The 24,633-nt window shown below is 73.4% G+C and carries 25 protein-coding genes; 16 read left to right on the top strand and 9 right to left on the bottom strand.

Annotated elements, in window-relative coordinates:
• Positions 1-288: 288 nt before the first annotated feature.
• From OV079_RS22115 to OV079_RS22125, 3 genes are all read left to right on the top strand, one after another.
• Complete coding sequence (locus tag OV079_RS22115) at positions 289-1,695, top strand: TIGR00366 family protein (protein ID WP_267770844.1); 1,407 nt, start codon at positions 289-291, stop codon at positions 1,693-1,695.
• Positions 1,696-1,828: 133 nt separating this feature from the next.
• Positions 1,829-3,175, top strand: a complete 1,347-nt coding sequence (locus tag OV079_RS22120) for a radical SAM protein (protein ID WP_267770845.1) — start codon at positions 1,829-1,831, stop codon at positions 3,173-3,175.
• Positions 3,172-4,089: a PLP-dependent aminotransferase family protein gene (locus tag OV079_RS22125; protein ID WP_267770846.1), complete on the top strand. Its 918-nt coding sequence runs from the start codon at positions 3,172-3,174 to the stop codon at positions 4,087-4,089. Before OV079_RS22120 ends, OV079_RS22125 begins: the two co-directional genes overlap by 4 nt.
• Positions 4,090-4,368: 279 nt before the next feature.
• Here OV079_RS22125 and OV079_RS22130 read toward each other — a convergent pair whose 3' ends face one another.
• Positions 4,369-5,373: an SPASM domain-containing protein gene (locus OV079_RS22130; RefSeq protein ID WP_267770847.1), complete on the bottom strand. Its 1,005-nt coding sequence runs from the start codon at positions 5,371-5,373 to the stop codon at positions 4,369-4,371.
• The gene (locus OV079_RS22135) at positions 5,370-5,699 is read right to left on the bottom strand and encodes a radical SAM protein (RefSeq protein ID WP_267770848.1); all 330 of its coding nucleotides are present in this window, start codon (positions 5,697-5,699) and stop codon (positions 5,370-5,372) included. Before OV079_RS22135 ends, OV079_RS22130 begins: the two co-directional genes overlap by 4 nt.
• Before the next feature lie 205 nt (positions 5,700-5,904).
• Between OV079_RS22135 and OV079_RS22140 the strand changes: the two genes are divergently transcribed.
• Positions 5,905-6,648 carry a hypothetical protein gene (locus OV079_RS22140; protein ID WP_267770849.1) on the top strand — a complete coding sequence of 248 codons (744 nt, stop codon included), beginning with the start codon at positions 5,905-5,907 and terminating at the stop codon, positions 6,646-6,648.
• A gap of 44 nt (positions 6,649-6,692) precedes the next feature.
• Here OV079_RS22140 and OV079_RS22145 read toward each other — a convergent pair whose 3' ends face one another.
• The 3 genes from OV079_RS22145 to OV079_RS22155 all read right to left on the bottom strand — a co-directional run bounded on the left by OV079_RS22145 (position 6,693) and on the right by OV079_RS22155 (position 9,243).
• The gene (locus OV079_RS22145) at positions 6,693-7,349 is read right to left on the bottom strand and encodes a glycerophosphodiester phosphodiesterase (protein WP_267770850.1); all 657 of its coding nucleotides are present in this window, start codon (positions 7,347-7,349) and stop codon (positions 6,693-6,695) included.
• A 96-nt stretch (positions 7,350-7,445) separates the two neighbouring features.
• Positions 7,446-8,675, bottom strand: a complete 1,230-nt coding sequence (locus tag OV079_RS22150) for a DUF4215 domain-containing protein (RefSeq protein WP_267770851.1) — start codon at positions 8,673-8,675, stop codon at positions 7,446-7,448.
• 13 nt (positions 8,676-8,688) lie between these two features.
• Positions 8,689-9,243 carry a hypothetical protein gene (locus tag OV079_RS22155; protein ID WP_267770852.1) on the bottom strand — a complete coding sequence of 185 codons (555 nt, stop codon included), beginning with the start codon at positions 9,241-9,243 and terminating at the stop codon, positions 8,689-8,691.
• A 220-nt stretch (positions 9,244-9,463) separates the two neighbouring features.
• On the opposite strand from OV079_RS22155, the gene OV079_RS22160 reads away from it, so the two are divergent.
• On the top strand, positions 9,464-11,794 hold the full coding sequence (locus OV079_RS22160) for an SLC5/6 family protein (RefSeq protein WP_267770853.1): 2,331 nt from the start codon (positions 9,464-9,466) through the stop codon (positions 11,792-11,794).
• A 73-nt stretch (positions 11,795-11,867) separates the two neighbouring features.
• Positions 11,868-12,341, top strand: coding sequence for a hypothetical protein (locus tag OV079_RS22165; protein ID WP_267770854.1), 474 nt, complete (start codon positions 11,868-11,870; stop codon positions 12,339-12,341).
• Positions 12,342-12,394: 53 nt separating this feature from the next.
• Here OV079_RS22165 and OV079_RS22170 read toward each other — a convergent pair whose 3' ends face one another.
• On the bottom strand, positions 12,395-12,763 hold the full coding sequence (locus OV079_RS22170) for a hypothetical protein (RefSeq protein ID WP_267770855.1): 369 nt from the start codon (positions 12,761-12,763) through the stop codon (positions 12,395-12,397).
• 110 nt (positions 12,764-12,873) lie between these two features.
• Here OV079_RS22170 and OV079_RS22175 point away from each other — a divergent pair, with 110 nt between their 5' ends.
• From OV079_RS22175 to OV079_RS22195, 5 genes are all read left to right on the top strand, one after another.
• Positions 12,874-13,296, top strand: a complete 423-nt coding sequence (locus tag OV079_RS22175) for a hypothetical protein (protein WP_267770856.1) — start codon at positions 12,874-12,876, stop codon at positions 13,294-13,296.
• A gap of 185 nt (positions 13,297-13,481) precedes the next feature.
• Complete coding sequence (locus OV079_RS22180) at positions 13,482-14,057, top strand: hypothetical protein (RefSeq protein WP_267770857.1); 576 nt, start codon at positions 13,482-13,484, stop codon at positions 14,055-14,057.
• 362 nt (positions 14,058-14,419) lie between these two features.
• Entirely contained in the window at positions 14,420-15,259 is an 840-nt protein-coding gene (locus OV079_RS22185) for an alpha/beta hydrolase (RefSeq protein WP_267770858.1), read from the top strand.
• Positions 15,256-16,131, top strand: a complete 876-nt coding sequence (locus tag OV079_RS22190; protein WP_267770859.1) for a M48 family metallopeptidase — start codon at positions 15,256-15,258, stop codon at positions 16,129-16,131. Before OV079_RS22185 ends, OV079_RS22190 begins: the two co-directional genes overlap by 4 nt.
• Before the next feature lie 36 nt (positions 16,132-16,167).
• On the top strand, positions 16,168-17,382 hold the full coding sequence (locus OV079_RS22195; protein WP_267770860.1) for a hypothetical protein: 1,215 nt from the start codon (positions 16,168-16,170) through the stop codon (positions 17,380-17,382).
• A 242-nt stretch (positions 17,383-17,624) separates the two neighbouring features.
• On the opposite strand, the gene OV079_RS22200 is transcribed toward OV079_RS22195, so the two are convergent.
• A complete protein-coding gene (locus OV079_RS22200; RefSeq protein WP_267770861.1) occupies positions 17,625-18,485 on the bottom strand; it encodes an ATP-grasp domain-containing protein in 861 nt (286 codons plus the stop codon).
• Between the two features lie 311 nt (positions 18,486-18,796).
• Between OV079_RS22200 and OV079_RS22205 the strand changes: the two genes are divergently transcribed.
• From OV079_RS22205 to OV079_RS22215, 3 genes are all read left to right on the top strand, one after another.
• Positions 18,797-19,828 carry a hypothetical protein gene (locus OV079_RS22205; protein WP_267770862.1) on the top strand — a complete coding sequence of 344 codons (1,032 nt, stop codon included), beginning with the start codon at positions 18,797-18,799 and terminating at the stop codon, positions 19,826-19,828.
• Between the two features lie 39 nt (positions 19,829-19,867).
• Positions 19,868-20,488, top strand: a complete 621-nt coding sequence (gene msrA, locus OV079_RS22210; RefSeq protein ID WP_267770863.1) for a peptide-methionine (S)-S-oxide reductase MsrA — start codon at positions 19,868-19,870, stop codon at positions 20,486-20,488.
• 298 nt (positions 20,489-20,786) lie between these two features.
• Positions 20,787-21,281, top strand: a complete 495-nt coding sequence (locus tag OV079_RS22215; protein ID WP_267778615.1) for an RNA polymerase sigma factor — start codon at positions 20,787-20,789, stop codon at positions 21,279-21,281.
• Between the two features lie 236 nt (positions 21,282-21,517).
• Here the strand turns inward: OV079_RS22215 and OV079_RS22220 are convergent, their stop codons facing one another.
• The gene (locus OV079_RS22220; RefSeq protein WP_267770864.1) at positions 21,518-21,727 is read right to left on the bottom strand and encodes a hypothetical protein; all 210 of its coding nucleotides are present in this window, start codon (positions 21,725-21,727) and stop codon (positions 21,518-21,520) included.
• A gap of 243 nt (positions 21,728-21,970) precedes the next feature.
• Positions 21,971-22,192: a hypothetical protein gene (locus OV079_RS22225; RefSeq protein ID WP_267770865.1), complete on the bottom strand. Its 222-nt coding sequence runs from the start codon at positions 22,190-22,192 to the stop codon at positions 21,971-21,973.
• A 175-nt stretch (positions 22,193-22,367) separates the two neighbouring features.
• Between OV079_RS22225 and OV079_RS22230 the strand changes: the two genes are divergently transcribed.
• Positions 22,368-23,207 (top strand): hypothetical protein, encoded by an 840-nt coding sequence (locus OV079_RS22230; protein WP_267770866.1) that lies wholly within the window; start codon positions 22,368-22,370, stop codon positions 23,205-23,207.
• A 92-nt stretch (positions 23,208-23,299) separates the two neighbouring features.
• Positions 23,300-24,616 (top strand): hypothetical protein, encoded by a 1,317-nt coding sequence (locus OV079_RS22235; protein ID WP_267770867.1) that lies wholly within the window; start codon positions 23,300-23,302, stop codon positions 24,614-24,616.
• Positions 24,617-24,633: the final 17 nt, after the last annotated feature.

Here is a 24,633-nt window from a genome sequence, read left to right on the forward strand (position 1 = left end):
CGAACGCGGCGAAGCCGGGCGCCGCGACGATCCACCGGTCGCCCCGCAGCCCCCGGGGCCCGGGCGCGCCGGGCCGGTAGTCGAGCACGCTCGGCGCGCCGACGCCGAGCCGAGGTCGATCTCTACACGAGCCCCACATCAACCGCCGTCCCTTCGCCGCTCCTCCCGTCCCACGGATCGCGGCTCCCGACGGCCAGCGAACCGCGCGGGCCTCCGAGTCGACGGCCGTCCCTGGCGCATGCGGGCCGCGGTCCCACAAATCGCCGCACGGCGCTACCATCCTCGTGGGTGCCCCGTCTCCCTCCGCTCGTCCGCCTCGGGTTCGCAGTGCGTCGCGGCTTCGGTCGCTTCACGCCCGACCCGTTCGTCGTCGCGGTCGGCATGACCCTCGTCACCCTCGTCGCCGGCGCCCTCGCGGTCGGCGACGGCGGCCTCGTCCGCGCCGTGCGGCTGTGGAGCGCCGCGGGTGGCCTGTGGTCGCTGCTCGCCTTCGCCGGGCAGATGGCCTTGATGCTCACCCTCGGCACCGCCCTCGCCGCCGCTCCGCCCGTGCGTCGCGGCCTGGAGGCCCTGGCACGCCTCGCGCCCGGTCCGCGCCGGCTCGTCGGCCTCGTCGCCTTCGTCTCCTGCACCCTCTGCCTCTTCAACTGGTCGCTCGGCCTCGTCTGCGGTGCCATGTTCGCCCGCACCGCCGGCGACGAGGCCCGGCGTCGCGGCCTCTCATTGCATTACCCCCTGCTGTGCGCCGCCGGCTACGCCGGCATGATGGTGTGGCACGGCGGCCTGTCCGGCACCGCCCCGCTCAAGGCCACCACCCTCGCCGACCTCACCGAGGTCCTCGGCCCCGAGCTCGCCGCCCGCGTCGGCCCGATCGGCCTGACGGACAGCCTGCTCGGCGGCCTCAACCTCGCGGTCACCGTCGGCCTGTGGCTGCTCGCCCCGCTCGTCTTCATGGCCCTCACCCCGGCCGCCGGCGTCGACCCCGACCCACACCCCGCACCTTCGGGACATGTTCCCGACGACATGCCCCCTGAGACAGGTCCCGAAGCGCATGCCCCTGCGGACACCACCGGCCTCGACCGCCTCGAGCGCTCGCCGCTGGTCGTGTGGGCGCTGGCGCTGCCGGCCGCCGCCGCGCTGGTGTTCGCCGCCCGTGACACCGCCGGCGCGGCCATCGACCTCAACGCCATCAACCTCGCCCTGTGGGTGCTCGCGCTGGTCCTGCACGGCCGCCCCGACGCCTTCGTGCGCGCCTGCGACGCGGGCGCCCGGGCCTCCGCCGGCATCCTGCTGCTGTTCCCGCTCTACGGCGGCATCATGGGCGTCATGAAGGGCACCGGCCTGGCCGCGGCGCTGGCGGGCCTGTTCGCCGCCGCCGATCCGCGCGTCTTCACCACCCTCACCTTCGTCTCGGCCGGCTTCCTCAACCTCTTCGTCCCCTCGGGCGGCGGGCAATGGGCCGTGCAGGGCCCGATCGTCATGAGCGCCGCGCTCGATCGCGGCGTCGATCCGACCCACGCCATGATGGCGATCGCCTACGGCGATCAATGGACCAACATGCTCCAGCCGTTCTGGGCCGTCCCGCTGCTCGCGATCACCGGCGTGCGCGCGCGCGACATCATCGGCTATTGCACGCTGTGGATGTTCGCCGGCGGCCTGTGGATCGCCGCCTGCCTGCTGCTCGCCTCGCTGTGAACCTGCGATTCATGGCACCAGGGGCGGTGAATGCTCGCCTCGCGCGGTCGCGCGAATGCCCGCACGAGGGCCCGAGTCGCGCCAAACCGCGCCGATTTCGCGGCCTGCGCGCGGCTGCCGGCCTGCGATCGCCGTGGTAGATTGGCGCCGGTCATGGACAGCGCCTCCCCCGGGCGACGGTGTATCACGTCGTCACGCTCAGCAATTCGCGCGCGGCTTCGACAAGTACCAGCGGCGCTACCGCAAATCGCTGATCTCCGAGAGCACCTATCCCGACGTGGTGCACGTCCTCGCCGCCGACGAGCTGGCGATCGGCGTGCGCAAGGCTCGGGGCCTGCTCGCGCGGCTGGCCCTGCCCGGCGACGCACTGGTCGCCCTCGAGGCGCGGCTCCCTGCCGGCGAGCTGCGCGTCAACGAGCGCAACGGCCTCGGCCGCGTGTGGCCCTCGGGCGACCTCCCGGTCCAGCGGGTCTACGCCATCGACGGCGACGGTCAGCTCGGTGCCGCCATCCCGCTCGAGGACGCCACCGCCCGCGCCCTCGCCCTCCACGCCGCCCGCTTCGCCCCCTATCCGCGCATTGCTCCGCGATCGATCTCCTTCCTCCCGATCGCGCGTGGTTGTCAGGCCAGCTGCCCGTTCTGCTTCTCCGAGGCCTCGGCCTCCGCCGAGCAGGCCGGCGGGCGCCTCGACCTCGAGCTCGCGGCGCGCTGGCTCGCCGCGGCCCGCCGCCGCGGCGCCGAGCGGGCCGTCATCACCGGCGGCGGCGAACCGACCCTGCTCCCCCGCGATCGCCTGCTCGGCCTCGTCGGCACCTGCCGCGAGTTCTTCGCCAAGGTCGTGCTCATCACCAACGGCGTGCGCTTCGCCGGCGCCGACGCGGGCGAGCGGCGCGCGTGGATCACCGACCTCGCGGCCGCGGGCCTCGGCGTGCTGGCCGTCTCGCGCCACCACTGGGACGAGGCCGTCAACGCCGCGCGCATGAACCTCGAGACCCACACCGAGCGCGTCCTCGAGGCCGCGCGCGGCACCTCCCTGCGCACGCGCCTGATCTGCGTGCTTCAGCGCGGCGGCGTCGAATCGGTGGCCGACATCGACGCCTATGTGCAATGGGCCGCCGCTCGCGGCGCCCACGAGGTCTGCTTCAAGGAGCTCTACGTCTCCACCAGCCGCGAGTCGGTCTATCACTCGCTGGCCGCCAATCAGTACAGCGCCGATCATCAGGTCCCGCTGTCGCGCGTCCACGAGTGGGCACGCACCCGCGAATTCGCCGAGCGCGAGCGCCTCCCCTGGGGCGCGCCGGTCTACGCCGGCACGATCGCCGGCAGCCCGATGCGCGTGGCCGCCTACACCGAGCCCAGCCTGTTCTGGGAGCGCACCCACGGCCTCGCGCGCAGCTGGAACGTCATGGCCGATCACACCTGCCTCGTCTCGCTCGAGGATCGGGCCAGCGCGATCGGCCTCGACGAGGCCGCCGCATGAATTTTCGGGAGTTCCTCGCCTGGAGCGGCGGCGTGCGCGAGCCCGCCGTCTTGCGGGCCTGCGAGACGCGGATCTCCGCCGCCTTCGCCGACCTGCGTCCGCCGCTCGAACGCGCCGATCCGCCGCGCACCGTGCATCGCTGCGACCTCGCGCGCGCCTGGTGCGAGCTGCGCGGCCTCCCGCCCGCCGCGGCCCGCGGCGCCATGATCTGCGCCGGTGTCCGCCACGCGCTCTCGCTGTTGTTCGCCCACATGGCGGTGGCCGGCCGGCGCCTCGCCTTGCCGACCGACGTCTATCCCGTCTACTGGGACCTCGCGCGCGCCGCCGGGGTCGCCACCGTCGGCGTCGCCACCTTCCCCGAGCTCGCAATCGCCGATCTCCTCGATCGAGCCACCCGGGCCGACGTCGCCGCCCTCGTCCTGCCCGACCCGCTCAAGCTGCACGGTCGAAGCCTCGCCGCCGACGAGCGCGCCGCCCTGCTCGCCTGGCTCGCCCGCGATCCGCACCGCCGCCTCGTCCTCGACGGCGTCTACAGCTTCGGCCGCCGCCTCTCCCCCGCCACGCTCGAGCTGCTCGCCAGCGGCCAGGTGCTCTACCTCGACTCACTGTCGAAGGGCTGGCTGTACCCGCGGGTGTTCGGCGTGGCCCACCTCCCGGCCCGCGACTTCGACCGCCTCGGTCCGGTGTTTCGCGCCGCCGCCCCCCGCAGGCCGACCTGTGGCTCGCCGCGCGCCTCCTCGCCGACCACGCCGAGCTCCCCGCGGCGCTCGTGGCCGCGATCGACGAGCACCGCGCTCGCCTCGTCGCCGACCTGCGCGCCCGCGGCCTCGCGCCGTTCCCCGTCGAGCGCGGCTACCTCGTCGGCCTCGACGGCGACGCCCGCGAGCTGTTGTGCACCCACCGGGTCCTGCTGATCCCCGGCAGCGTGTTCGGCGAGCCGCAGCGCCCCGTCGCCCTCGCCAGCGCGCTCCCGGCCGCCCCGTGAAGCGATCGCGTCAAGCTGTCCCCGAGGACATGTCGCGTCAAATCCGGTCGACGATCGACCGCGAGGCTCGGGCCGCCCGCGGGAATGACATGTCCCCGCGGACAGCCGCGAGACGAGCGCCTCGCATCGCCGCTCACGCGCTGCCCGACGGCCGGGCCATGCATGCAGCCCTGCGGATCGGCGCCCGCTCTCGCCCGCCGCGTTCGCGTCACGGCTCCGTCTCCCCCGCTCGCTCGAGCGGCGTCCCGGCGCCGAAGAACGCCACCTCTCGGCCCGTGCGCGGCCCCTCGATCGTCACCGGCAGCGCCCCCGCCACCTTCGGCTCGCGCACGATCTGGAACAGCCCGTGCGCGAACGCCTCGTCGTCCGCGCCTGCGACCTGCTCCACGCGCTCGCGCAGCCCCATGCGGTCCATCTCGAGCGCGCGGTGATGACAATACGGGTTGTTGCCCGGCCGTCCGAGCAGCGGCTCGCTCATCGCCGTGCAGCCGCCCATGCACGTCTCTGCGTAGTAGCAATCGCGGCAGTAGCCCCACAACGAATCTACGCCGCGGTCCTCGACGTAGCGGATCTCCGGCGCCCGCTCCCACAAGGCGCGCAGCCCGTGGTCGCGCCAGTTGCCGCCCGCGTTGACCGCCCCGCCGACGCTCGGGCACGACTTGATGGTCCCGTCGGCCTCGATCCCGAGCCCCGTGCGGCCGGCCGAGCAGCCCTTGTAGTGGCCGTCTTCCTGCTGCAGGCGCCGCAGCTTGCCCTCGAGCGGGCCGAAGTAGCCCAGGTTGTTGCCGGGCCAGAACCGCATCCTGCGCGCCGCGCAGCGGGCGATCACGCGGTCGAGCGCGGGGAACAGCTCGAGCAGCTCGAATGGTTGCAGCAGCAGCTCGGGGTGGTCGGCCGCGTTGCCGTGCGGCATCGTCAGGAACATCTGCCACACCTCGGCCCCCGCGTCGGCCAGCAGCTCGCACAGCGGCAGCAGCTCGCGCCAGGACAGGCGATTGATCTGCGTGTTGGCGGCGATCCGCGCGCCGGCCTCGCGGCAATGTGCCAGCGCCTCGAAGCAGCGGCGCCAGCCGCCCGGCGTCCCGCGCAGCGCGTCGTGGCTGGCCTCGAGCCCGTCGATCGACACCGACACCAGCTGCAGCCCGGCCTCGACCAGCGCGTCGGCGCGCGTCTGCGTCAGCCCGAGCCCGCCGGTGGTCAGCGAGCAGCTCATCCCGCGCTCGCGGATGCGTCGGATGACCCAAGGACATCCGCGCGCAGGTACGCCTCGCCGCCGATCAGCGCCACCTCGCCGACGCCGAGCTCGGCCAACTCGTCGACCAGGCGAAGCGCCTCCTCGGTCGTCAGCTCGTCGGGCCGCGCGACTCCCGCACGGGGCCCGCAGGCCTTGCAGCGCTGGTCGCAGGCGCGCGTGAACTCCCACACCGCCAGCGCCGGCCGCTGCACCGCGCCCCGCGGCGGCGGGAGCACGCGGCGGCCGCGACCGGGCGGCAACGACTCCACCACGGGCAAGCGCCGGCGCGCCTCACGGAGCTTCACCAGAGCCAGGCTAGCACGGCGCAGACGGGGCTCTGCGGGGTGTGACCCAAGTCGAGCCCCGGGGCTGCGAACGCGCTTGCACACCCGACCCCTCGCCCTCACGTTCCAGGAAAGCATGGCCATGCAAGCGACCGAGCCTCCACCGCGACCCGAGACGACGACTTCCCGTCTTCGAGAGCCACCCTTCACCTTACTCCGCAGGGCGATGGGTGACGGTCCGACGCGGCGCCGCAAGCTCCTCAACCTGGCCCTGGCGCTCCGCAGTTACGGCGACGAGCGGCAGGTCGTGCCGCGGCTGCAGCGCCTCAAGGAGCTGGGGTGGGTCGAGGAGATCCCGACGCGGCTCCAGCGGATGCTCGGCGCGATCGACATGCTGCGCTTCTTCATCGTCCCCTGCGCGGCCGACTATTACCGGTCCAAGGGCATCAACTTCTATTTTCACACCCTGCTGCGCTTCCTCGACGACCCGGCGTCGCTGATCGACCCCACGGGCCTCAACAGCGCGCGCGACACCATCATCGGCCACGTCCTCCAGGTCGTCCACGCCAACCCCGACTACGACCTGCAGCTGCTCGAGTCCTTCCCCGACGGCCTGCACGCGATGGAGGAGCAGGTCGTGGCGATCCTCGGCGGCACCCACCCGCGCGCCGCCTCGATCCTCGCCACCGTCGAGGACCCCGAGTACCACGACCGCCTGCTCGCCTACGTGCGCGAGTTCCGGCGCCGCCAGCCGATGACCGCCTCGCTGGTGCGCGAGAACATCCTCGACGACGACCACTTCCGCGTGCTCGAGCGGACCTTCGGCGAGCTGCCGCGGGCCATGCGGTACTTCAGCAAGCTGCCCAAGAGCCCGCTCGGCGCGGCGCGCCACCTGCTGTCGGTCCGCCGGTTCCCGCTGCACCTGGCCGAGGCGCTCTACACCGAGCGGCCGGCGCGCGTCGGGACATGACCCTCGCGCCATGCGCCTGAGGCCATGTCTCGGGCGACATGTCCTCACGGACAGTCGGTGATGATGCGGTCGACGCCCCAGGCGGCGACCTCTTGCTTGCGCAGCAGGCTGTTGACGGTCCACACCCCGACGACCAGGCCCTGCGCGTGGTAGCGGGCGACCGTGGCGGCGGTGGTGAGGCGGTGGTCGAGGTGGACCGCGCCGCAGCCGAACGCCTGGGCGCCGCCGACGTGGAGGAACGGCGGGCTCTGGGCCGCGAGCAGCAGCGCGTGCTCGTAGGCGCTGCCGGCCGCGCGGGCGGCCAGCAAGAGGCGCGGGTCGAAGCTCGACAGGATCACCTTCGGTCGGCCGGCCAGCAGCGCCACCGTCTTCTGGGCCACCGCCGCGCCGCCGGCCTTGAGCTCGACGTTGAGCCAGCGGTCGGTCGGCCACACGTCGAGCAGGTCGGACAGCCGGGGGATCCGCTGGTTGCGGTGGAGCTGCACCTGCGCCAGCTCGTCCCACGTGGTGTGCTCGATCCGCTGCTGGCGGCCGGCGAGGCGCACGAGCTCGGCGTCGTGGAACACCACCACCTCCCCGTCGCGGGACAGCTGCACGTCGAGCTCGACGCCGTCGGCGCCGCGCTCCAGCGCGTGGAGAAACGCGGGCAGCGTGTTCTCGAGGTGGGTATCGCTGGCGCCGCGGTGCGCGAGGATCATCATGGCCGGGTTATGGCACGACTTCAGCGCAGGCTGTAGTCCTCGTCCGCCCCCGGGGGCGCGTCGTCGACTCACGGCCATCGGCCGCCCGGCCGCGGCTCACGGGTGCTTGTCGCCGATGTCGCAGAGGAAGCGGTAGCTGCTCGCGCCCTCGCCGAAGCTCACGGTCGTGTAGCTCTTGGCGGTGCCGTCGGGGTTCCACTTGTAGATCATCGAGCAGCCGGCGCAGTGGTCGGCGTCGGGCTGGTCGGCGTAGGGCGTGTCGCGGACCCAGTACGGCTGGTCGTCGCCGGCGCGCCAGCCCGGGCAGTCGGTCGAGTTGAGGGCCTTCATCTCGCACGTGGCCCCCGGCGTCGCCGGATAGATCGCCAGGATCGCCAGGTAGTCGACCCCGGCGGGCACCGTGCCGCCGCCGACCGGCGCCACGTTGGCGGTGGTCGCGACCTTGTAGGACGACATCACGTGCGCCGGCGTGCGCGTGACGAGCAGGTGCATCCCGTACTTCTTGCACACCTCCTCGGCCTTCTTGGCGCCCTTGTCGCTCTCGAGCCCGAACTCGGTGTCGACCTTGAGGAACGTGTAGCCGCCGCCGTCGCTGTCCATGTCGCACCACACGTCGACGCTGTTCTCGCTGCCGAGCGCCTCGGGCCAGATGCGGTACTGGCCGGTGCTCGCCTCGGGCAGCGCCGTCTTGACTTGCAGGCAGCTCTTGGCCTCGACGCAGGACGACATGCAGCCGTCGGTCTCGTCGGTGTTGTTGTCGTCGCAGTCCTCGTCGCCGTTGACGAGCGCGTCGCCGCAGCGGGGCCCGCGGACGCAGCCGGTGGTGCAGCCCTCGTAGGCCTGGTTGTCGTTGGCCGGGCCGTCGTCGCACTCCTCGTTGGCGGCGTGGACGAAGCCGTCGCCGCAGCGGGCCCACCGGCACGTGCCGACGCACATGTCGCTGTCGTCGGCGTTGCCGTCGTCGCACTCCTCGCCGGCCTGGACCACCCCGTCGCCGCAGGCCGTCGGCGTGCAGTCCGACTTGCAGGCGTCGAGGTCGTCGGCGTTGCCGTCGTCGCACAGCTCGTCGCCGGCGACCACCCCGTCGCCGCAGCTCGGCGGCGGCTCGGTCGTCGAGGTCGGCTCCGTCGACGTCGTCAGCGGCGGCGTCGACGTCGTCGTCTCGGTGGTGGTCGTGTCCGGCTCGCCGCTCGTGTTGGTGTCGGCCAGCGCGGCGCAGGCGTAGTCGCTGTCGCGACAGCCGGACGAGTGACAGCCGGGCGCCGTCGCGGCCGCCAGCGCGGCGGCGACGAGGCCGGGGAGGAGTACGCGGGACGCAGCGGCCATGGCGAGTCGAAAGTCAGAAGCGCGCCACCAGCCCGACGCCCAGCGGCGCGCCGGCGAGCGACCCGCGGCCCGGGCGGACCAGCCGACGGGCCACGAGGTAGCGGGTCAGCAGCGCCACACCTGCCCCGAAGGCCAGGCCGACGCCGGCGCCGATGAAGGCCGCCGCCGCCGCTTCGCGGGGCATCGGCCTCAGGTCGAGCGCCACATCATCCTTGCCGCCGTCGTAGAGCATCTTCTGCACGCGCTGCCACTCGGTGACGTACCACGCCACCCCGGCGATGGCGAGCGTCCCCCCGACCGCGACCTCGCTCCACAGCGCCCGGTCGCGCGCCCCGAGCCCCGCGGTGAGCGCACTCGCCCCGAGCCCGAGGCCCGCGCCGATCATCCCCGAGCCGGTGTTGGTCGCGGTCACGGCCGCGACGTAGACGGCGTTGTTGGGCGCCGGCACGAACGTCCGATACACGTGACGGTCGCGCAAGGCGAGGCCGATCCCCGTCCCCATCGTCAGGCCGCCGGTCAGGCCGAGGCCCATCCCGAGCCCCAGCCGCGCGTCCGGCGACAGACGCACCTCGGCCGCGTCTGCGCGGCGCGGCGCGCGACCGGATTGCGCGGCCGCCTGCGGCAGAGCGGGAGACACGGCGACCACGAGCGACAGCGCCGACGCGACGACCGAACCGACCATCCGCTCTCGGCAATAGCACCCTTCCTCGCCGCTTGCACCCCCGACGCCGACGCGCGCGCGCGGACAAGCGAAGCAGGACATCGCCTGCATGTGGTACACGCCTCGTATGGTCTCGCCCCAGGACCCGAGCGCGCCGGGTCTGTCCACGTCGCCCCGTCCTGTCCCGCGCTGGTCGCTCGCCGCCCTCGCGCTCGTCCACGCGGGCATCTTCGCCTGGGCCGCGAGCGTGCTCCCGTGGCAGCGCTGGACCGCGTTCGCGGCGATGACCGCCGGCCTCGCGCTCGCCCACGCCGTCACCGCCGCGTTCGCGCTGGCCGGCAGCCGCCGCCGCGGCCTCGTGTGGCGGATCGGCTCCGCCCTGTCGCTGCTCTATCTCGCGATCCAGACCCTCGTGGCCGCGCGCGCCGGCACCTACGTCGCCGCCCTCTACGGCGGCCTGGGCAAGGGCGTGTTCGCGGCCCTGGCCGCCGTGTGGGGCGTCCTCGTCCTCCTCACCCTGCCCTTCGCGGTGTGGGGTCTGGCCGCCACCGGGGGCCTCGGCTCCGGCCCCGGCCTGCGCCGCCGCGTCACCGGCGGCCTCGCGGTGGCGATCGCCTTCGTCACCTTCTCGCTGTGGCGCGCCGCCGCCGCGTCCGCCGCCGAGCCGATCGCGGTGATCGATCACGACCCCGCGGCCCTCGCCGCGGCGATCCAGGACGTCCTCCCGCGCCCGCGCCCGCGGCCCGACGCCGACCTGTCCTTGTGGACACGTGCGCCGATCACCTGCGACTTCCCCGTCGATCGCCCCACAGCCTTCGTCGTCTACCCCGTCGCCGACAAGCCGGCGCAGAAGGGCAAGCCGGCCAAGCTGCGCCCGGCCGCGCGCTGCGTGCAGGCCGACAGCGCCGCCGAACTCGTCACCGCGCTGGGGGCCGTGGTCGCCGACGCCGGGGCGCCCGGGCCGATGAAGATCGACGTCGTCAGCGGCGCCCAGCCGCTGCGCGACGGCTTGCCCGGCCCGTTGCCGCTGCTCCTGCGGCCCGGCCTCGACGGCGCCTGCGCCGGCGCGCGCTGCTTGCTCCCGTGGCAGCTGCTCGGCCTCAATCAATTCCTCACCTACACCCCGCTGCCGTTCATCGAGGACCTGCGGTTCGGCGCCGCGCCGGCGGCCCTGCGCAAGGCCCTCGCGCGCAAGGGCGACCCGGCCCCCGAGCCCGACGTCGGCGTCGACGGCCTCACGCGCCTCGCCACCGTCAGCCTGCTCGTCGATCGCACCGGCCGCGTGCGCCCGCTGCCGCGCCTGCGCGACCCGATCGATCGGCTCGACGCCGAGCGCCTCGCCGCCTCCGTCGCCGGCGCCGAGGCCCACATCCTCGCCGCCCAGGCCGACGACGGCCGCTTCCGCTACCTCCTGCACCCGTTCACCGGCAAGGTCACCTGGCGCGGCTTCGCCGTCCCGCGCCAGGCCGGCACCACCCTCGCGCTGTGCGAGCTCGGCACCGCCGCCGCGGTCCCGGCCGCCCGCAGCTCGCTCGCCATGCTCGCCGGCCTGCGCAAGGACTACCCCCAACATGGCTATTCGGTCCTGTCCTATCAGGAAGGTCGGCCGCCCGTCCTCGGCGACCTGGGCAGCACCGCCTTGCCGCTGATCGCCTTCCTCGCCTGCCGCGACCGCACCGGCCCGCAGCACGACGAGCTGATCGGCGCCCTCGGTCGCTACTTGCTGGCGATGCAGCGGCAAGGCGGCGGCTTCCATGCCCGCGTCACCCTCGCCACCGGCGAGGCCCACGTCGGCCCCGACCTCCTCTACGCCGCCGGCCAGGCGGTGTACGCCCTGGTCCTGCTCGAGCAGCTGACCGCCAGCGCCCCGAGCGAGCTGTTGCCGGCGCACGCGGAAGTCCAGGCCGCGGTCGGGCGGGCCATGGACTACTTCGCCGCCGACTACTGGGCCCACGGCCTCTACGGCTTCTTCTTCCTCGAGGAGAACTGGCACTGCCTGGCCGCCCGCGCCGCCCTCGGCGTCCACCGCCACGCGGGTTACGAGCGCTTCTGCCTCGACTACGTCGACTTCAAGCGGCGCCTGATCATGGACGAGTCGAGCGGCGTCGCCCCCGAGCTGGTCGGCTCGTACGGGTTCGGCAACGTGCTCGTGCCGCACAACACCCCGTCGGCCGGCTTCGGCGAGGCCCTCGCCGCGGCCATGGCCGTGCGCGCCGCCGACGGCCAGCAGCGCCCCGAAGACGCCGCGCTGATGACCCTCGTCCTGACCTTCCTCGTCGAGCAGCAGTGGTCCGCCGCCAACTGCTTCGCCTGCTCGCGCGAGCAGAAGGTCACCGGCGGCTGGTCGGAGTCGGTCGGCTCGCTCGACGTGCGCATCGACTACACCCAGCACGCCTGGTCGGCCCTCGGCCACGGCGGCCGCGAGCTCGGCCTCTTGCCGCGGAGCCAGGGTGGCTGACCCACGCGGCGCCGACGAGCCAGCGTCGCCCGGCGACGCATCCTCGCGCCCGAACACGCATGTCCCCGAGGACATGTCCTCCGCGCCACCCGCGACTCGAGGTCCTACCGCCTGGCCGTGGCTGGTCGGCCTCGCCCTGCTCGGCCTGTCGCTGTCGCCGATGCTGCGCCCGCTCGGCTACGACTCCTTCCCGTTCTCGAGCTTCCCGATGTTCGCCCACGGCCGCAAGGACGCGGTGTTCACCGTCCACCGCGCCGTCGCCGTCCTGGCCGACGGCACCCAGGTCGTCCTGCCCCCGCGCGCGCTCGGCAGCGACGAGGTGCTGCAGGCCGACACCAGCTTGCGCCACGCGATCCGCCGCGGCAAGAAGGCCAGCGCCGCGCTGTGCAAGGCCGTCGCCCGCCGCGTCGCCGCCGACCCCGCCCACGCCGAGGCCGTCGCGGTCAAGCTGGTGAGCGAGCGCCACGACGCCCTCGCCTACTTCGCCGGCGACCCCACCCCGCTGGCCCCGCCCAAGCGGCAGGCCCGCTGCAAGCTCCCGCGATGAAGGACATGTCCCAAGCGACCGGTCCGCAAGGACATGGCCTCTCCGACATGCTCTCACGGGCAGCCCGGGCCGTCGACCGCTGGTACCGCCCGGTCGCCCCGCCCGAGCGCCTGGCGGCCCTGCGCCTGCTCGTCGGCGGCTTCGCGGTCGTCTACCTGGCCGCGCGGATGCCCAACCTGCTCGGCCTGCACGGCCTCGGCGGCTTCCGCCCGGTCGGCGTCGTCTCGCTCCTCGGGGCCCCGCTCCCGCCGGCCGCGGTGCTCGCCCAGGCCCTCGTCGCCCTGGTCCTCGGCCTCGCCTTCGCCCTCGGCCTCGCCTTCCGCGTCACCGGCCCCGCCTTCGCCCTGGTCCTGCTGTGGGTCCTGAGCTACCGCAACGCCTGGGGCATGATCTTCCACACCGAGAACCTGCTGGTCATGCACGTGCTCGCGCTCGGCTGCTCGCGGGCCGCCGACGCCTGGTCGCTCGACGCCCGCCGCGCCCGTCGCCGCGGCGCTCCCCACCTGTCCCTTCGACCACATACGGCTGGCCGGTGCGCCTGCTCGCCCTGCTCACCGTCGGCTCCTACTTCGTCGCCGGCGTCGCCAAGCTGCGCCTGTCCGGCCTCGGCTGGGCCACCTCCGACCTGCTGCGCAACTACATCGCCTACGACAACCTGCGCAAGCACCTCCTCGGCGACTGGTACTCGCCGCTCGGCGCCTGGCTGGTCCGCCACGCCTGGCTGTTCCCGCCCCTGGCCGCCGCCAGCCTGCTGCTCGAGCTGCTGGCCCCCGTCGCCCTGCTCGGCCCGAAGTTCGCCCGCGTGTGGTCGCTGCTCGCCTGGACCTTCCACCTCGGAGTGTGGGCGATCATGGCGATCTTCTTCCCCTACCCGCTGCTCGGCCTCGCCTACGCCCCGCTGTTCGCCGTCGAGCGCCTGTTCCTGTTCCGCCGCCTGCCTCGCGCGCCCGCGTAGTCGCCACGCGCGTCGGCAGTCGGTCGCCCCCACGCGATGTCCCCGGCGGCCCACGGGTCGTCACGACATGTCCCTTCGGACAGCAGCCGTCCGCATCGCCGGAGCGACGTCCTGGCGCCGCGACCGCCGCGCCTCGCCCCTCGACCCTCGACCTGCGGCCTGCGCACGGATATGTTCGCCCGGCTTTGCGACCGCTGCTCGACACCGAGCCGGCCTTCAAGGCCAGCGTGCTCAAGATGATGCTCGAGCACGTCGACGAGCTGCCCGAGGCGGACGAGGTGCGGCGCCGCATGGAGCCGCAGGTCCAGCGAGAGATCGCCGAGGCCTCGCGGACGCAGTGGCTGCCCGGCGCGTGGGGGCCCGCCATCTACGAGGCCGTCGCCGCGGTCCTCGGCGAGACCGGCGTCTACGAGCTCGCCGCCGAGATGGTCACCGCGGCGCCCGCGATGCCGATGTTCCAGCCGCTGGTGCGCGGCGTGATCCACATCTTCGGCCGCGAGCCCGTCGAGCTGCTGCGGGCCTACCCGCACGCGCAGAAGTTCACCGCCCGCAACTGCGGCACCTGCGAGGTCCTGTTCGCCCGCCCGACCACCGTCCGCTTCCAGCACGTGCCCGAGCTGCTGCGCCGGCGCGTGTGGCAGGTCGGCCAGCTGGCCGTGATCGAGGCGATGCTGGTCCTCGCCGGCGGCAGCGGCAAGGTCGAGATCGACGCCCCCGAGTTCGCCGCCACCGGCACCATCGACTTCCTCGTCCACACCTGACCACGAGGACCGCCCGCGCGAGCGCACGCTTCGCCGGCGAGGTACGACGAGCCCCCTCGCCCGAAGCCCGCGAGACATGTCCCTTCGGACACCCACGAGCCACGCGTCCCCTGTGGCGCTCATGTCCCTTCGGACAGCATGAGCCTCGCCGCCTTCACTCGCACCGCGCCAGCCGCACCACCCCACCGCCCAGCTCAGAACCTGTCCCTTCAGACATCCTCGGCATCGGCGGTCAAGACGACCAGCCACGGCGTCCCGCGCCTTCCCCGAATTCACGTCGGTATACCGACAGCGACCCGATCGGTCCGCCGGCCGCGTGCCTCTGGACCGGGCCCCCTCGGTGTGCCACGCTACGCGCGCCGATGTCCCTGCGCTTGCGCGTCCGTCACCTCCTCCTCGCCGCGCTGGCCGCCTGCGACCCGCCCGTGGCGCCAGCCGCCGCCAGCGCCCCGCCCCCCGCGCCGGCCCCCGCCCCCGCCCCGACTCCGGCTCCGGCTCCCGCCCCGGCCCCCGCTCCGCCCGCCACCGCCACCGCCACCGCCTACCGCGCGCTCGCCGGCGTCGAGTACATCGAGCTCGTCACCGGCAAGGCTGACCCGGAGGCCAGGTTGCCGCTGGTCGTCGCCATCCACGGCCTCGGCGATCGCCCCGAGCGCTTCTCCGTCTTCGTCGACGACCTCCCCGTCGCCGCCCGCGTGATCCTCCCGCGCGGCATCGACCCGCTCCCCGAGGGTGGCTACTCGTGGTTCCCGATCCGCGCGCGCAGCCCCGACGTCAGCGGACTGTCCAGCGGCATCGCCCGCGCCGGCGACGCCCTCGTCCCGTTCGTGCGCGAGCTCGTGGCGACGCGGCCCACCGTCGGCAAGCCGGTCGTCACCGGCTTCTCGCAGGGCGGCATGCTCTCGTTCTATCTGGCAGTCCGCGCGCCCGAGCTGTTCGCGGCGGCCTTCCCGGTCGGCGGCTGGCTCCCGCCGCCGCTGTGGCCGCGGCAGAAGCCCGCCGGCGCCCCGCCGATCGCCGCCCTTCACGGCGCCGTCGATCAGGCCGTCAAGCTCGCGCCCACCGAGCAGGCCGTCGAGCACCTGCAAAACCTCGGCTGGCCGGTCTCCATCAAGGTCTGGCCCGACGTCGGCCACGCCGTCCCCCCCAACATGCGCCGCGACCTGCACCAGCGCATCGAGAAGACCCTGCGAGCGCCATGAACGACCCCAACCTCAACCAGGGTGCGGCCAAGAAGCAGCGCAAGCTGCGGACCTACCCCGGCCTCGGCCCCCGCGACTTCATGCACCCGTGGGACATCAAGGCCACCGCCGCGCTCCACCGCGTGCCCGGCTTCGACCGCCTGATCGCCAAGGTCATGGAGTACGGCCTCGAGCGGATCCTCTACCTCGAGAACATCGCCGACAACGTGCGCGTGACCGAGAAGATGTTCCCGCGGCTGTACCGCTACCTCAAGTGGAGCTGCGCGATCCTCGGGGTCGAAGAGCCCGAGATGTACGTCAGCCTCGATCCCGTGCCCAACGCCTACACCTACGGCCACACGCGGCCCTTCATCGTCCTCACCTCCGGCCTCGTCGACGCGCTCGGCGAGCAGGAGCAGTTCTTCGCGGTGGCGCACGAGGTCGGCCACATCAAGTGCGAGCACTCGCTTTACACCACCGTGGCCCGCAACATCGCCGCGGTGATCGAGATCTTCAGCCAGGCCACGCTCGGGCTCGGCTCGCTGCTGGGCAAGGGCATCGAGCTGCCGCTGTATGATTGGATGCGCAAGAGCGAGCTGTCGGCCGACCGCGCCGCGCTGATGTGCGTGCAGGACAAGGACGTCGCCCTCCGCACCTTCATGAAGCTCGCGGGCGGGGCCCAGAAGCTCTACGCCGAGATGGACCAGGACGAGTTCCTGCGGCAGATCCGGGCCTACGAGGAGGCCGACGAGTCGACCCTCAACAAGGTCTACAAGTTCCTCATCACCGCCATGCGCACCCACCCGTTCCCGATCCTCCGCGCCAAGCACCTCGACGAGTGGATCACCAGCGGCGACTACGACAAGCTCGCGCGCACCGCCGGCGCCGAGTGACGCCGCTCCTCCTCCGGCGATGACCCGCTCCGCATCGTGAACCCCGAGCTCTGTCGCCACGGCTGGGCGGTCACGCGTGCGGCCGGGTCGATCGTCCTGACCTGCCGCGAGCGCGGCGAGGTCGTCCTGCTCGGCCTCGCCGCCCGCCTGTTCGACCTCGTCGACGGCCGGCGCGGCCCGACCGAGCTGGCGCGAATACTCTCGGCTGTCCCCGAGGACATCTTCTGCGCCCTCGACGAGCTCGCCGATCACGGCCTCCTGCGCGCCCGCGTCAGCCCGCCCGCTGCCGTCCGTCCCCTCGGCCGCCGCGAGGTCCTCGGCGCCCTCGTCGGCGCCGCCGCGGCCGGCGTCGTCCCCACCGAAGCCGTCGCCGCGCCCGGGTCCGGCGAGCAGGCCCTCTCGCCGCCCGGGCTCGGCGACCCGCACCTCGCCGCGGCCCCGCCGCACGAGCACGTCGACAAGGAGCACCGCGGCAAGGCCGAGCAGCACCGCAAGCTCGGCGCGTCCAGCCTCGCCGCGCCGCTGCAGCTCGTCACCGCCGAGGCGCACGCGAGGGCCGAGGCCGACCTCCTCGGCGCCTACGAGTCCGCGGCCAAGCGCGCCGACTCCCCCGCCGAGGCGGCCGACAAGCAGCGCGTCGAGCTCGCCCCCGAACTCGCCGCGGCCCGCGAGGCCGACCGCAAACGATCCGTCGCCCCCCTGCTCGCCGAGGAGCAGGCCGCCAAAACCGAGGTCGACCCACTCAGCCGCGACCTCGTCGGCCCCGCCGCCGCGCTGTCCGCCCGCGAGCAGCACGCCAAGCTGGCCGGCGAGTTCGGCCCGGCCCACGAGCAGGCCCACAAGGCCCTCGTCGCCGCCCTCGCCGAGCGCCGCCTGCAGCCCGGCGAACAGCGCGACAAGCAGGTCCAGGCGGCCCAGGACGCCCGCTGGCGGGCCGACATCGCCGGGGCCCGAACCGAAGAGCAGGACGACAAGGCCGTCCTGCGCGCCGCCGCGACCCCCGGCCCCTCGCGCGAGCAGGACCGCCAGCGAGCCGAGGCCGCCCGCGAGCAGCACCGCGCCGACCGCCTCGCCGAGTTCCAGCGGCGCCAGGCCACCCTCGCCCTCGAGGCCCGCGAACGCGCCGCCCAGGCCGCCCGCAGCGAAGTCGCCGAGCAGGCCCTCAAGACCCGCGCCGTCGAAGAGGCCGGCAAGCACGACACCGTCCGCGTCGAGCTGCGAGCCCGCGAGCACGCCGCCAAGTCGCGCTGAATTTCTTTAAAAATGCCCCGGATGCAGCGGAGCACGCCGTCAGGCGCACCGGGCTGAACTTCGCACGCGTCCCGGCTGCAGGGGCACGTCGCCAGCCGCGCCGAACCTTCGCACGTGCGCTGGATGCAGAGGCACGGCGCCGAGTCGCCCCCGCGCTGGGCATCACATGACCCTGGAAGCATAGCCTGAAGCGCATGTCCGAAAGAACATGCTCTCGTGCACATGTCTGAAACGCCACTTTATCAAATCTCGAGGAGGCGCCGCGACTTCGCCAGCAGGTGCTCCAGCATCGCCCCTGCGACGTCGATCCCGCCGACCACCTGCGCCTGCGGGAAGTAGCACGGGAAGTTGGCCTCGAGCAGGTACAGGCGGCCGCTCGCGTGGGCGAGGATGTCGACCCCCGCGAGCTCGCGCCGGATCGCCCGCGTCGCGGCCACCGCCAGCTCCGTCAGCGGCGACGGCGACGGCACCTCGTAGTCGGCGGGGTCGTGCGACGGCCCGCTGCGGAAGTCGTCGGGATACGGATGATTGCGATAGGCCGCGACCGCCCGCGACCCGACCACCACCACCCGCCAGTGGACCGCGTCGGCCACGTACGTCATCAGCTGCGGCGTGCGCCCGCCCGCGAACAGGTGGTCGAGCAGCGACACCAGCGACGCCCAGCTCTCGACCCGCATCACCCCCACGCCGCCCTCGCCGCCCGGCACCTTCACCACCAGCGGCAGCCCGCCGAGCAGCTCGACCGCGCGGCGCTGCTGCGCCCGATCGTTGCGCAGCAGCGTCACGGTGCGCGGGATCGGCAGACCGCGGCGCGCGAACAGCAGCGGCGCCGCCGCGCCGTCGAAGCACAGCGCCTCGCCGCTCGCGTAGAACGTCGCCACCGAGTCGGCGAACAGCGCCTGCTCGACCCGCACCGCCGCGTACGACACCGCCGGCCGGAACAGCAGATCGCCGGCCCGCAGCTCGATCTCCTCGCACGGGTCGAAGCGCCCGACGTCGACCGGCACGTACGCCACGCCCTGCGCCGCACAGGCCTCCGCCAGCAGCTCGGTCGTCGTCGCCGGCACGGTCGCGTCGGTGACGCAGTACAGCGGCGGCGGCATGACCCGAAGGACAGTAGGCCGCGAGGCCGCGCGACTCAAGGCCCGCCTCGCGCGCCCGAGCACGAGCCCGTGAGACCCGCCGCGCCGCCCCTTCGCAAGAGCACCGCACCCACGCCCGCGCTCCGCGAACAGCCCGGCCCCGCCGCGACCTCGCAGCGATCGGCGGCGCCGTCTCCGGCTCTGCGCGCCGCGAGTGCGCTCCCGTGCGCGGCGATGGCCCGGCGCGAGCTCTCGCGCTGGGCCGACCTCGCAGCAGCCCCCGAAGCCGCCTCCCGGGCCCGCGCGTCGCGGGTGCGCTACGATGCGCCGCGATGGCCCGGCGCGAGCTCTCGCTCTGCACCACCTGCGGCACCTGGTCGCCGGACTGCCGCCCTCGTTGTGGTCACCCCCGCGACCCTCGCCTCGTCTGGCTGCGCCCGCCGTGGTGGGACGGTCTCGGCGCTCTGCTGGTCCGGGCCTCCTTCGCCCTCCTGCTCGCCGCGGCGCTCATGGGCCTGGGCCCGCTCTTGTGGTGGCTGTACCCGTTCTGGCCGCCCGAATCGCCCCTCCACATCGCCGGCGCGCTCTGCATCGGCCTCGTCGCCCTCCCGAGCTCGCTCCTCGCCATCGGCGTCGTCCTCGCCATCCCCGAGCTCTACCGCGGCCGCTGCTGGCACCTCCACGACGCCGCGGCCCGCGACGACGACCGCGTCGTCGGCCAAGTGTTCGTCCGCGTCCGCGCTCCCGTGCGCGGCGGCGTCGTCCGCACCGTCCGCTCGGCAGTGCCGGCGCCTGACTGTTTCGACATGTCCTCCGAGGCAGCCGCGCACTCCACCGGCGACCCCTCGCGGATCGTCGCCGCCGCGCTCGCCGGTCTGGCCGCGCGCGGCCGGATCGCCCTCATCCGCGTCGACACCAGCGGCTGGCGACTGCAACGACGAGGTCCGCCGGTGGCGATCCGCAGCGCCGCGGTCCACGTCCGCAGCCTGTCCCCGAGGACAGCCGATGACCCCCGGCTCGAGGGCGAGCTGCTCGCTCGGCTCGCCGACGGTCAAACCGTCGAGCTGCGCCCGGTCCTGCGCGCCCTGCTCCTGCGCCTCGTCGCCGACGACCACCCGCGCCCGGTCTGGCCCGCCGGCGCCGCCCCCTCGCCCGCCATGGCCCTGCGCGCCGCCCTCCTCGACGACCCGCCTCGCGCCGACGATCCCGCGGCCGTGCGCGCCGTCCTCGCCGCCTGGCGCGCCCGCGATCCCGAGCGCGTCGCGCCCGTCCTCGAGCTCGTCGCCAGCCTCACCGCCGAGTTCCTGCCCGCCCCGGCGCCTGATTCGCCCCCCGGCGCTTTTTCGCCCACCTCGCCCGTGTAACCTCGTCGGCCCCGCCCGCGTAGCCCCGGAGCGCTCGCCATGCTCACCACCACGCGAAGACTGTTCATCGGCCTGCTCGTCCTCGCCGCTTGCGGCACCACCGAGTCCAACCACAAGAAGCCCGCGCCCGCCGCCGCCCCGACGCCGACCGCCAGCGGCGCCACCGAGCTCGGCTACTTCGCCGGCGGCTGCTTTTGGGGCGTCGAGCACTTCCTCGAGCAGATGCCGGGCGTGATCGACGTCGAGTCGGGCTACATGGGCGGCCCCGTCGACGCGCCCACCTACGAGCAGGTCTCGAGCGGCGTCACCGGCCACGCCGAGACCGTGCGTGTCACCTTCGACCCGCAGCAGATCGGCTACGAGGCGGTGGCCAAGCGCTTCTTCGAGATCCACGACCCCACCGAGGTCGATCGCCAGGGCCCCGACATCGGCCCGCAGTACCGCACCGCCGTGTTCGTCACCGGCCCCGAGCAGCGCGCGATCGTCGACTCGCTGATCGCCCGCCTCAAGGCCAACGGCTACGCCGTCGCCACCACCGTCGAGGACGCCGGCAAGTTCTGGCCCGCCGAGGAGTACCACCAAAATTATTATGTGCGCACCCGCAAGACCCCGTATTGCCACATGCCGGTGCCACGATTCGACCAGCGCGCCAGCTCCTGATCACCACCGCCGTCGCGCTGACCCGATCGGACCCGCGCGACAGCTTCGCGGCCGCCCTCCCCACGCGCGACCGCGCGCCCCTCGGTTTTCTCCCCCTCGCGTGTAATGCCCCCGCAGCTCGCGGTAAGACGCCATGAAGCCCTCGCATGAGCGTCCCGAGCCCACGCGCTGCCCGTCTGGCGGCCAGTCACCTCCGCGCGGTCGAGCCCGCCGCGGGTGACTCGGCCGGCCCGACGCCCGCGCTCGTCACGCGCGCCTGCGAGGGCGACGTCGGCGCCTGGGCTCACCTCTACCAGCTCTGTTATCCGGCCGTCCTCCGCCAGCTCGCTACTACACCGGCGACACCGGCGTCGCCGAGGAGCTCGCGCAGGAGGCCTTCGCCCAGGCCATGGCCAGCCGCGAGCGCTTCGACCCCGCGCGCTCCTTCCAGGGCTGGCTGCACGGCGTCGCCCTCAACGTCGTGCGCAAGTATTGGCGGCGGCAACGCAACACCTCCGCCGCCCACGCCCGGCTCGAGGCCATGGGCCGCAGCTGTCCGCCCGCCGGCGTCGGCCCCGACGACGCCCACCTCCAGCGCGAGCGCAGCCGGGTCCTCTACGCCGTCCTCGCCGAGCTGCCCGAGCGGCTGCGCGAGGCCTTCCTCGTGCGCGAGCTCCAGGGCCTCGCCAGCGAAGAGGCCGCCGCCCTCCTCGGCATCACCACCGGCAACCTCCACGTCCGGGTCTGCCGCGCGCGCGCCCAGATCCACGCCGAGCTGCGCCGTCTGGGCTGGCTCCCCGGAGGTGAGCCGTGACCGACGAGCGCCGCCTCGACCCCTTCCTCGACGCCGCCGCCGCCGAGGCCGAGCGCGCCACCACGCGCCCGCCGCCCAGCTTCGCCGCCGTCCTCGCCCGCGCCCACCGCCTCGCCCCCGGCACCGTGCCCCCGCCGGCCGCAGCCCCCGCGCTCACTGCCTTGCCCTCCGGACATGCCCCATCGGCCATGCCCGATCGGCCAGTCGACGCCGCCGCGTCCGACATGTCCGATCGGTCAGACACCGATCGCCACGCCGCCGACCTCGCGCCCTTCCTCGTCGCCGCGCGCGACCTCGCCGACGCCGACGTCGCCGTGCAGCTGCGCCGTCCGCCGCCGCCGCTCCCGCGCCCTCGCTCGCGGGTGCCCTCGCTCGTGTTCGCCGCTGCCGCCGCGCTGCTGCTCGTCGCGGGCGCCGGCGCCTGGCGCCGGCTCGCCGATGTCCAAGGCGCGCTCACCGGCGCTCAGGCCGACGACACCGTGAACGACCGCCCGAAGCAGCACCGGTCCGAACCCCGCGGGCCGGGCGTACATATCCCGAGTGACATGTCTTCAAGGACATTGTCTGAAGAATCGCCGGCCGCCGTCCGCGACGCTCTCCCCTCCGCCGGCACCGGGTCGACCCTCGCCGAACCTGAACCCCCGTCCCCCGCCGTCCACCGCCGCGGCTCTGCACAATCCGTCCCCGCTTCACCTGGCCCTTCGACCCGCAAGCCTCCCGGCGACGCGCTCGCGCAAGAGCTCGCGCGGCTCGACGACGAGGCCGAGGCCTTGCTGCTGGCCGGCGCGCTCGACGAGGCCGACGCGCGCTACCGCCAGATGATCGCCATCGGCGGCCGGCGAGCCGCGGTCGAGCACGCCTTCGCCGACCGCTGGCTGCTCGCCCGGCGGCGGGGCGACGAAGCCGACCACCGCGAGCTCCTGCAGGCCTATTTGAAAGAATTCCCGCGCGGGCGGTTCGCCGACGAGGCCAGCGCCGGCGTCTGCCGGCTCACCGACGCCGACGCGCGCCCGCCTGCTGGCGGGCCTACAGCGAGCGTTTTCCGGGCGGCGCCTACCGGCGCGAGGCCGACGAGGCCACTGTCCCATGAAACACCCCAGTCTTCGCCTCTTGCCGTGGCTCCCGCTGCTCTGCGCCTGCGGCATCGACACCTACGTGCTCGAGCTCGAGAGCGCCAGCGGCGACCCGCTCACCACCTCGTCCGCCACCACCACCGATCCGCGGACCACCGGCGAGCCCACCACCAGCGACCTCCCGCTCACCACCACCGGCCCGGACGACACCACCACTTCCGCCGGCACCGACGAGACCACCTGCGCCACGCCCGGCTGCGGCCCCATCCCCGACGGCGCCTGCGATCCTGACGATCCGCTCGACCCCGACTGCGACGACGATCTGTGCAACTTCGCCGATCCATTCGACCTCGACTGTGACGACGGCTGGTGCCCCGCCGACGACCCGATGGATCCCGATTGTCACGACGGCGACTGCAACCCGCAGAACATGGGCGACGGCGACTGCGACGACGACATCTGCGACATCGTCGACCTCGACGACCTCGACTGCGACGACGGCGTCTGCAACCTCATGCTCGACCCCACCGACCTCGACTGCATGGACGGGGTGTGCGACGGCCCGGGCGACCCCGATTGCGACGACAACGTCTGCAACGCGATGGATCCGAGCGACCCCGACTGCCAGTGCGCCGCCGACTCCGACTGTGCCATGAGCCAGGTGTGCGTCAACGGCGTCTGCCAGTGCAACGACCCCAACGATCCGAACTGCGCCAGCGACGGCATGTGCGATCCCAACACCATGGGCGATCCCGACTGTCCCGACGGCTTCTGCGATCCCATGGTCCCGCTCGATCCCGATTGTAGCGACGGCGTCTGCGACCCGATGAACCCCGCCGACCCCGACTGTTGAGAGCTCCCCCTTCTTTTTCATTAAAAAAACAAGACATGGACCGCCGGGCCCTGACTGGCGTCCGCTTTGAAAATTTTGTCCCGAGGAGTCCCATGCGTACCTTCTTGCGCCTTCCATCGTCCGTCTTCTCGCTCACCCTGCTCGTCGGCCTCGCCTGCCAGATCGACATCAAGGGCGGCGACACTGCCGGCCTCGACGAGGACACCGGCGGCGACCAGCCCGTCTGCGATCCCAATCAGGCCATGGACCCCGATTGTTGGGACGGCGAGTGCGACCCGAACAACGCCGACAACGACCCCGACTGCTGGGCCCCGCCCGGCGACGGCGTCTGCTCCATGGAGCCCGGCGATCCCGACTGCCAGCCGCCGTGCCCGGATGACAGCCCCGATTGCCCTGACAACGTCTGCGACCCGATGAACCCCGGCGACCCCGACTGCCCGAACGGCGGCAGCGACGGCTGGTGCGACGACAAGGTCATGGGCGACCCCGACTGCAACGACGGTCAGTGCAACCCGATGAACCCCGAGGATCCCGACTGCCAGGGCTGCGATCCCAACCTCCCCGGGTGCGGCGACGGTGTCTGCAATCCCATGGACCCGTCGGATCCCGACTGCCAGAACCAGTGCAACGCCGACGCCGACTGCCCCCAGGGACAGGCTTGCATCAACGGCGCCTGCCAGTGCGCCGATCCGATGGATCCGAACTGCAACGGCGGCGGCGACGGCTGGTGCGACATCGACGTCATGGGCGACCTCGACTGCGGCGACGGCCTGTGCAACCCGATGAACCTCGAGGATCCGGACTGCCAGAGCCAGTGCGACGACCCCTCCGATCCTGCCTGCCCCGACGGCATGTGCGACCCCAACGTCCCCGGCGATCCCGACTGCTACGACTGCCCGCCCGGCGACCCCAATTGTCCGGACAACTGGTGCGATCCGATGAATCCGATGGATCCGGACTGCTGGTTCATGTGCGTCTCCGACGCCGACTGCCCCATGGGACAGGCGTGCGTGAACGGCCTCTGCCTCTGCGCCGACCCCAACGACCCCCAGTGCGGCGGCTGCGACCCCAACGATCCCGGCTGCCCCGACGGCGTGTGCGATCCGATGAACCCCGCCGATCCGGACTGCGACCAGTGCGATCCGAACGTCGACCCGATGTGCTTCGACGGCGTCTGCGACCCCATGCTCCCGTTCGACCCCGACTGCGGCTTCGTCTGCACCAGCGACGCCGACTGCGGCCCCGGCAGCCTGTGCGAAAACGGAGTGTGCGTGTGCGCCGGCGACTCCTGCCCCGACAACGTGTGCGATCCCAACGTCCCGCAGGACCCCGACTGCGGCCCTGCGCCGTGCAACACCGACGCCGACTGCGCCCCCGCCCAGGCGTGCATCATGAGTGTGTGCCTGTGACCGCGGCGCGCTGCTAA

This window comes from Nannocystis pusilla (assembly GCF_026626665.1).
Classification (GTDB): Bacteria; Myxococcota_A; Polyangia; order Nannocystales; family Nannocystaceae; genus Nannocystis; species Nannocystis pusilla.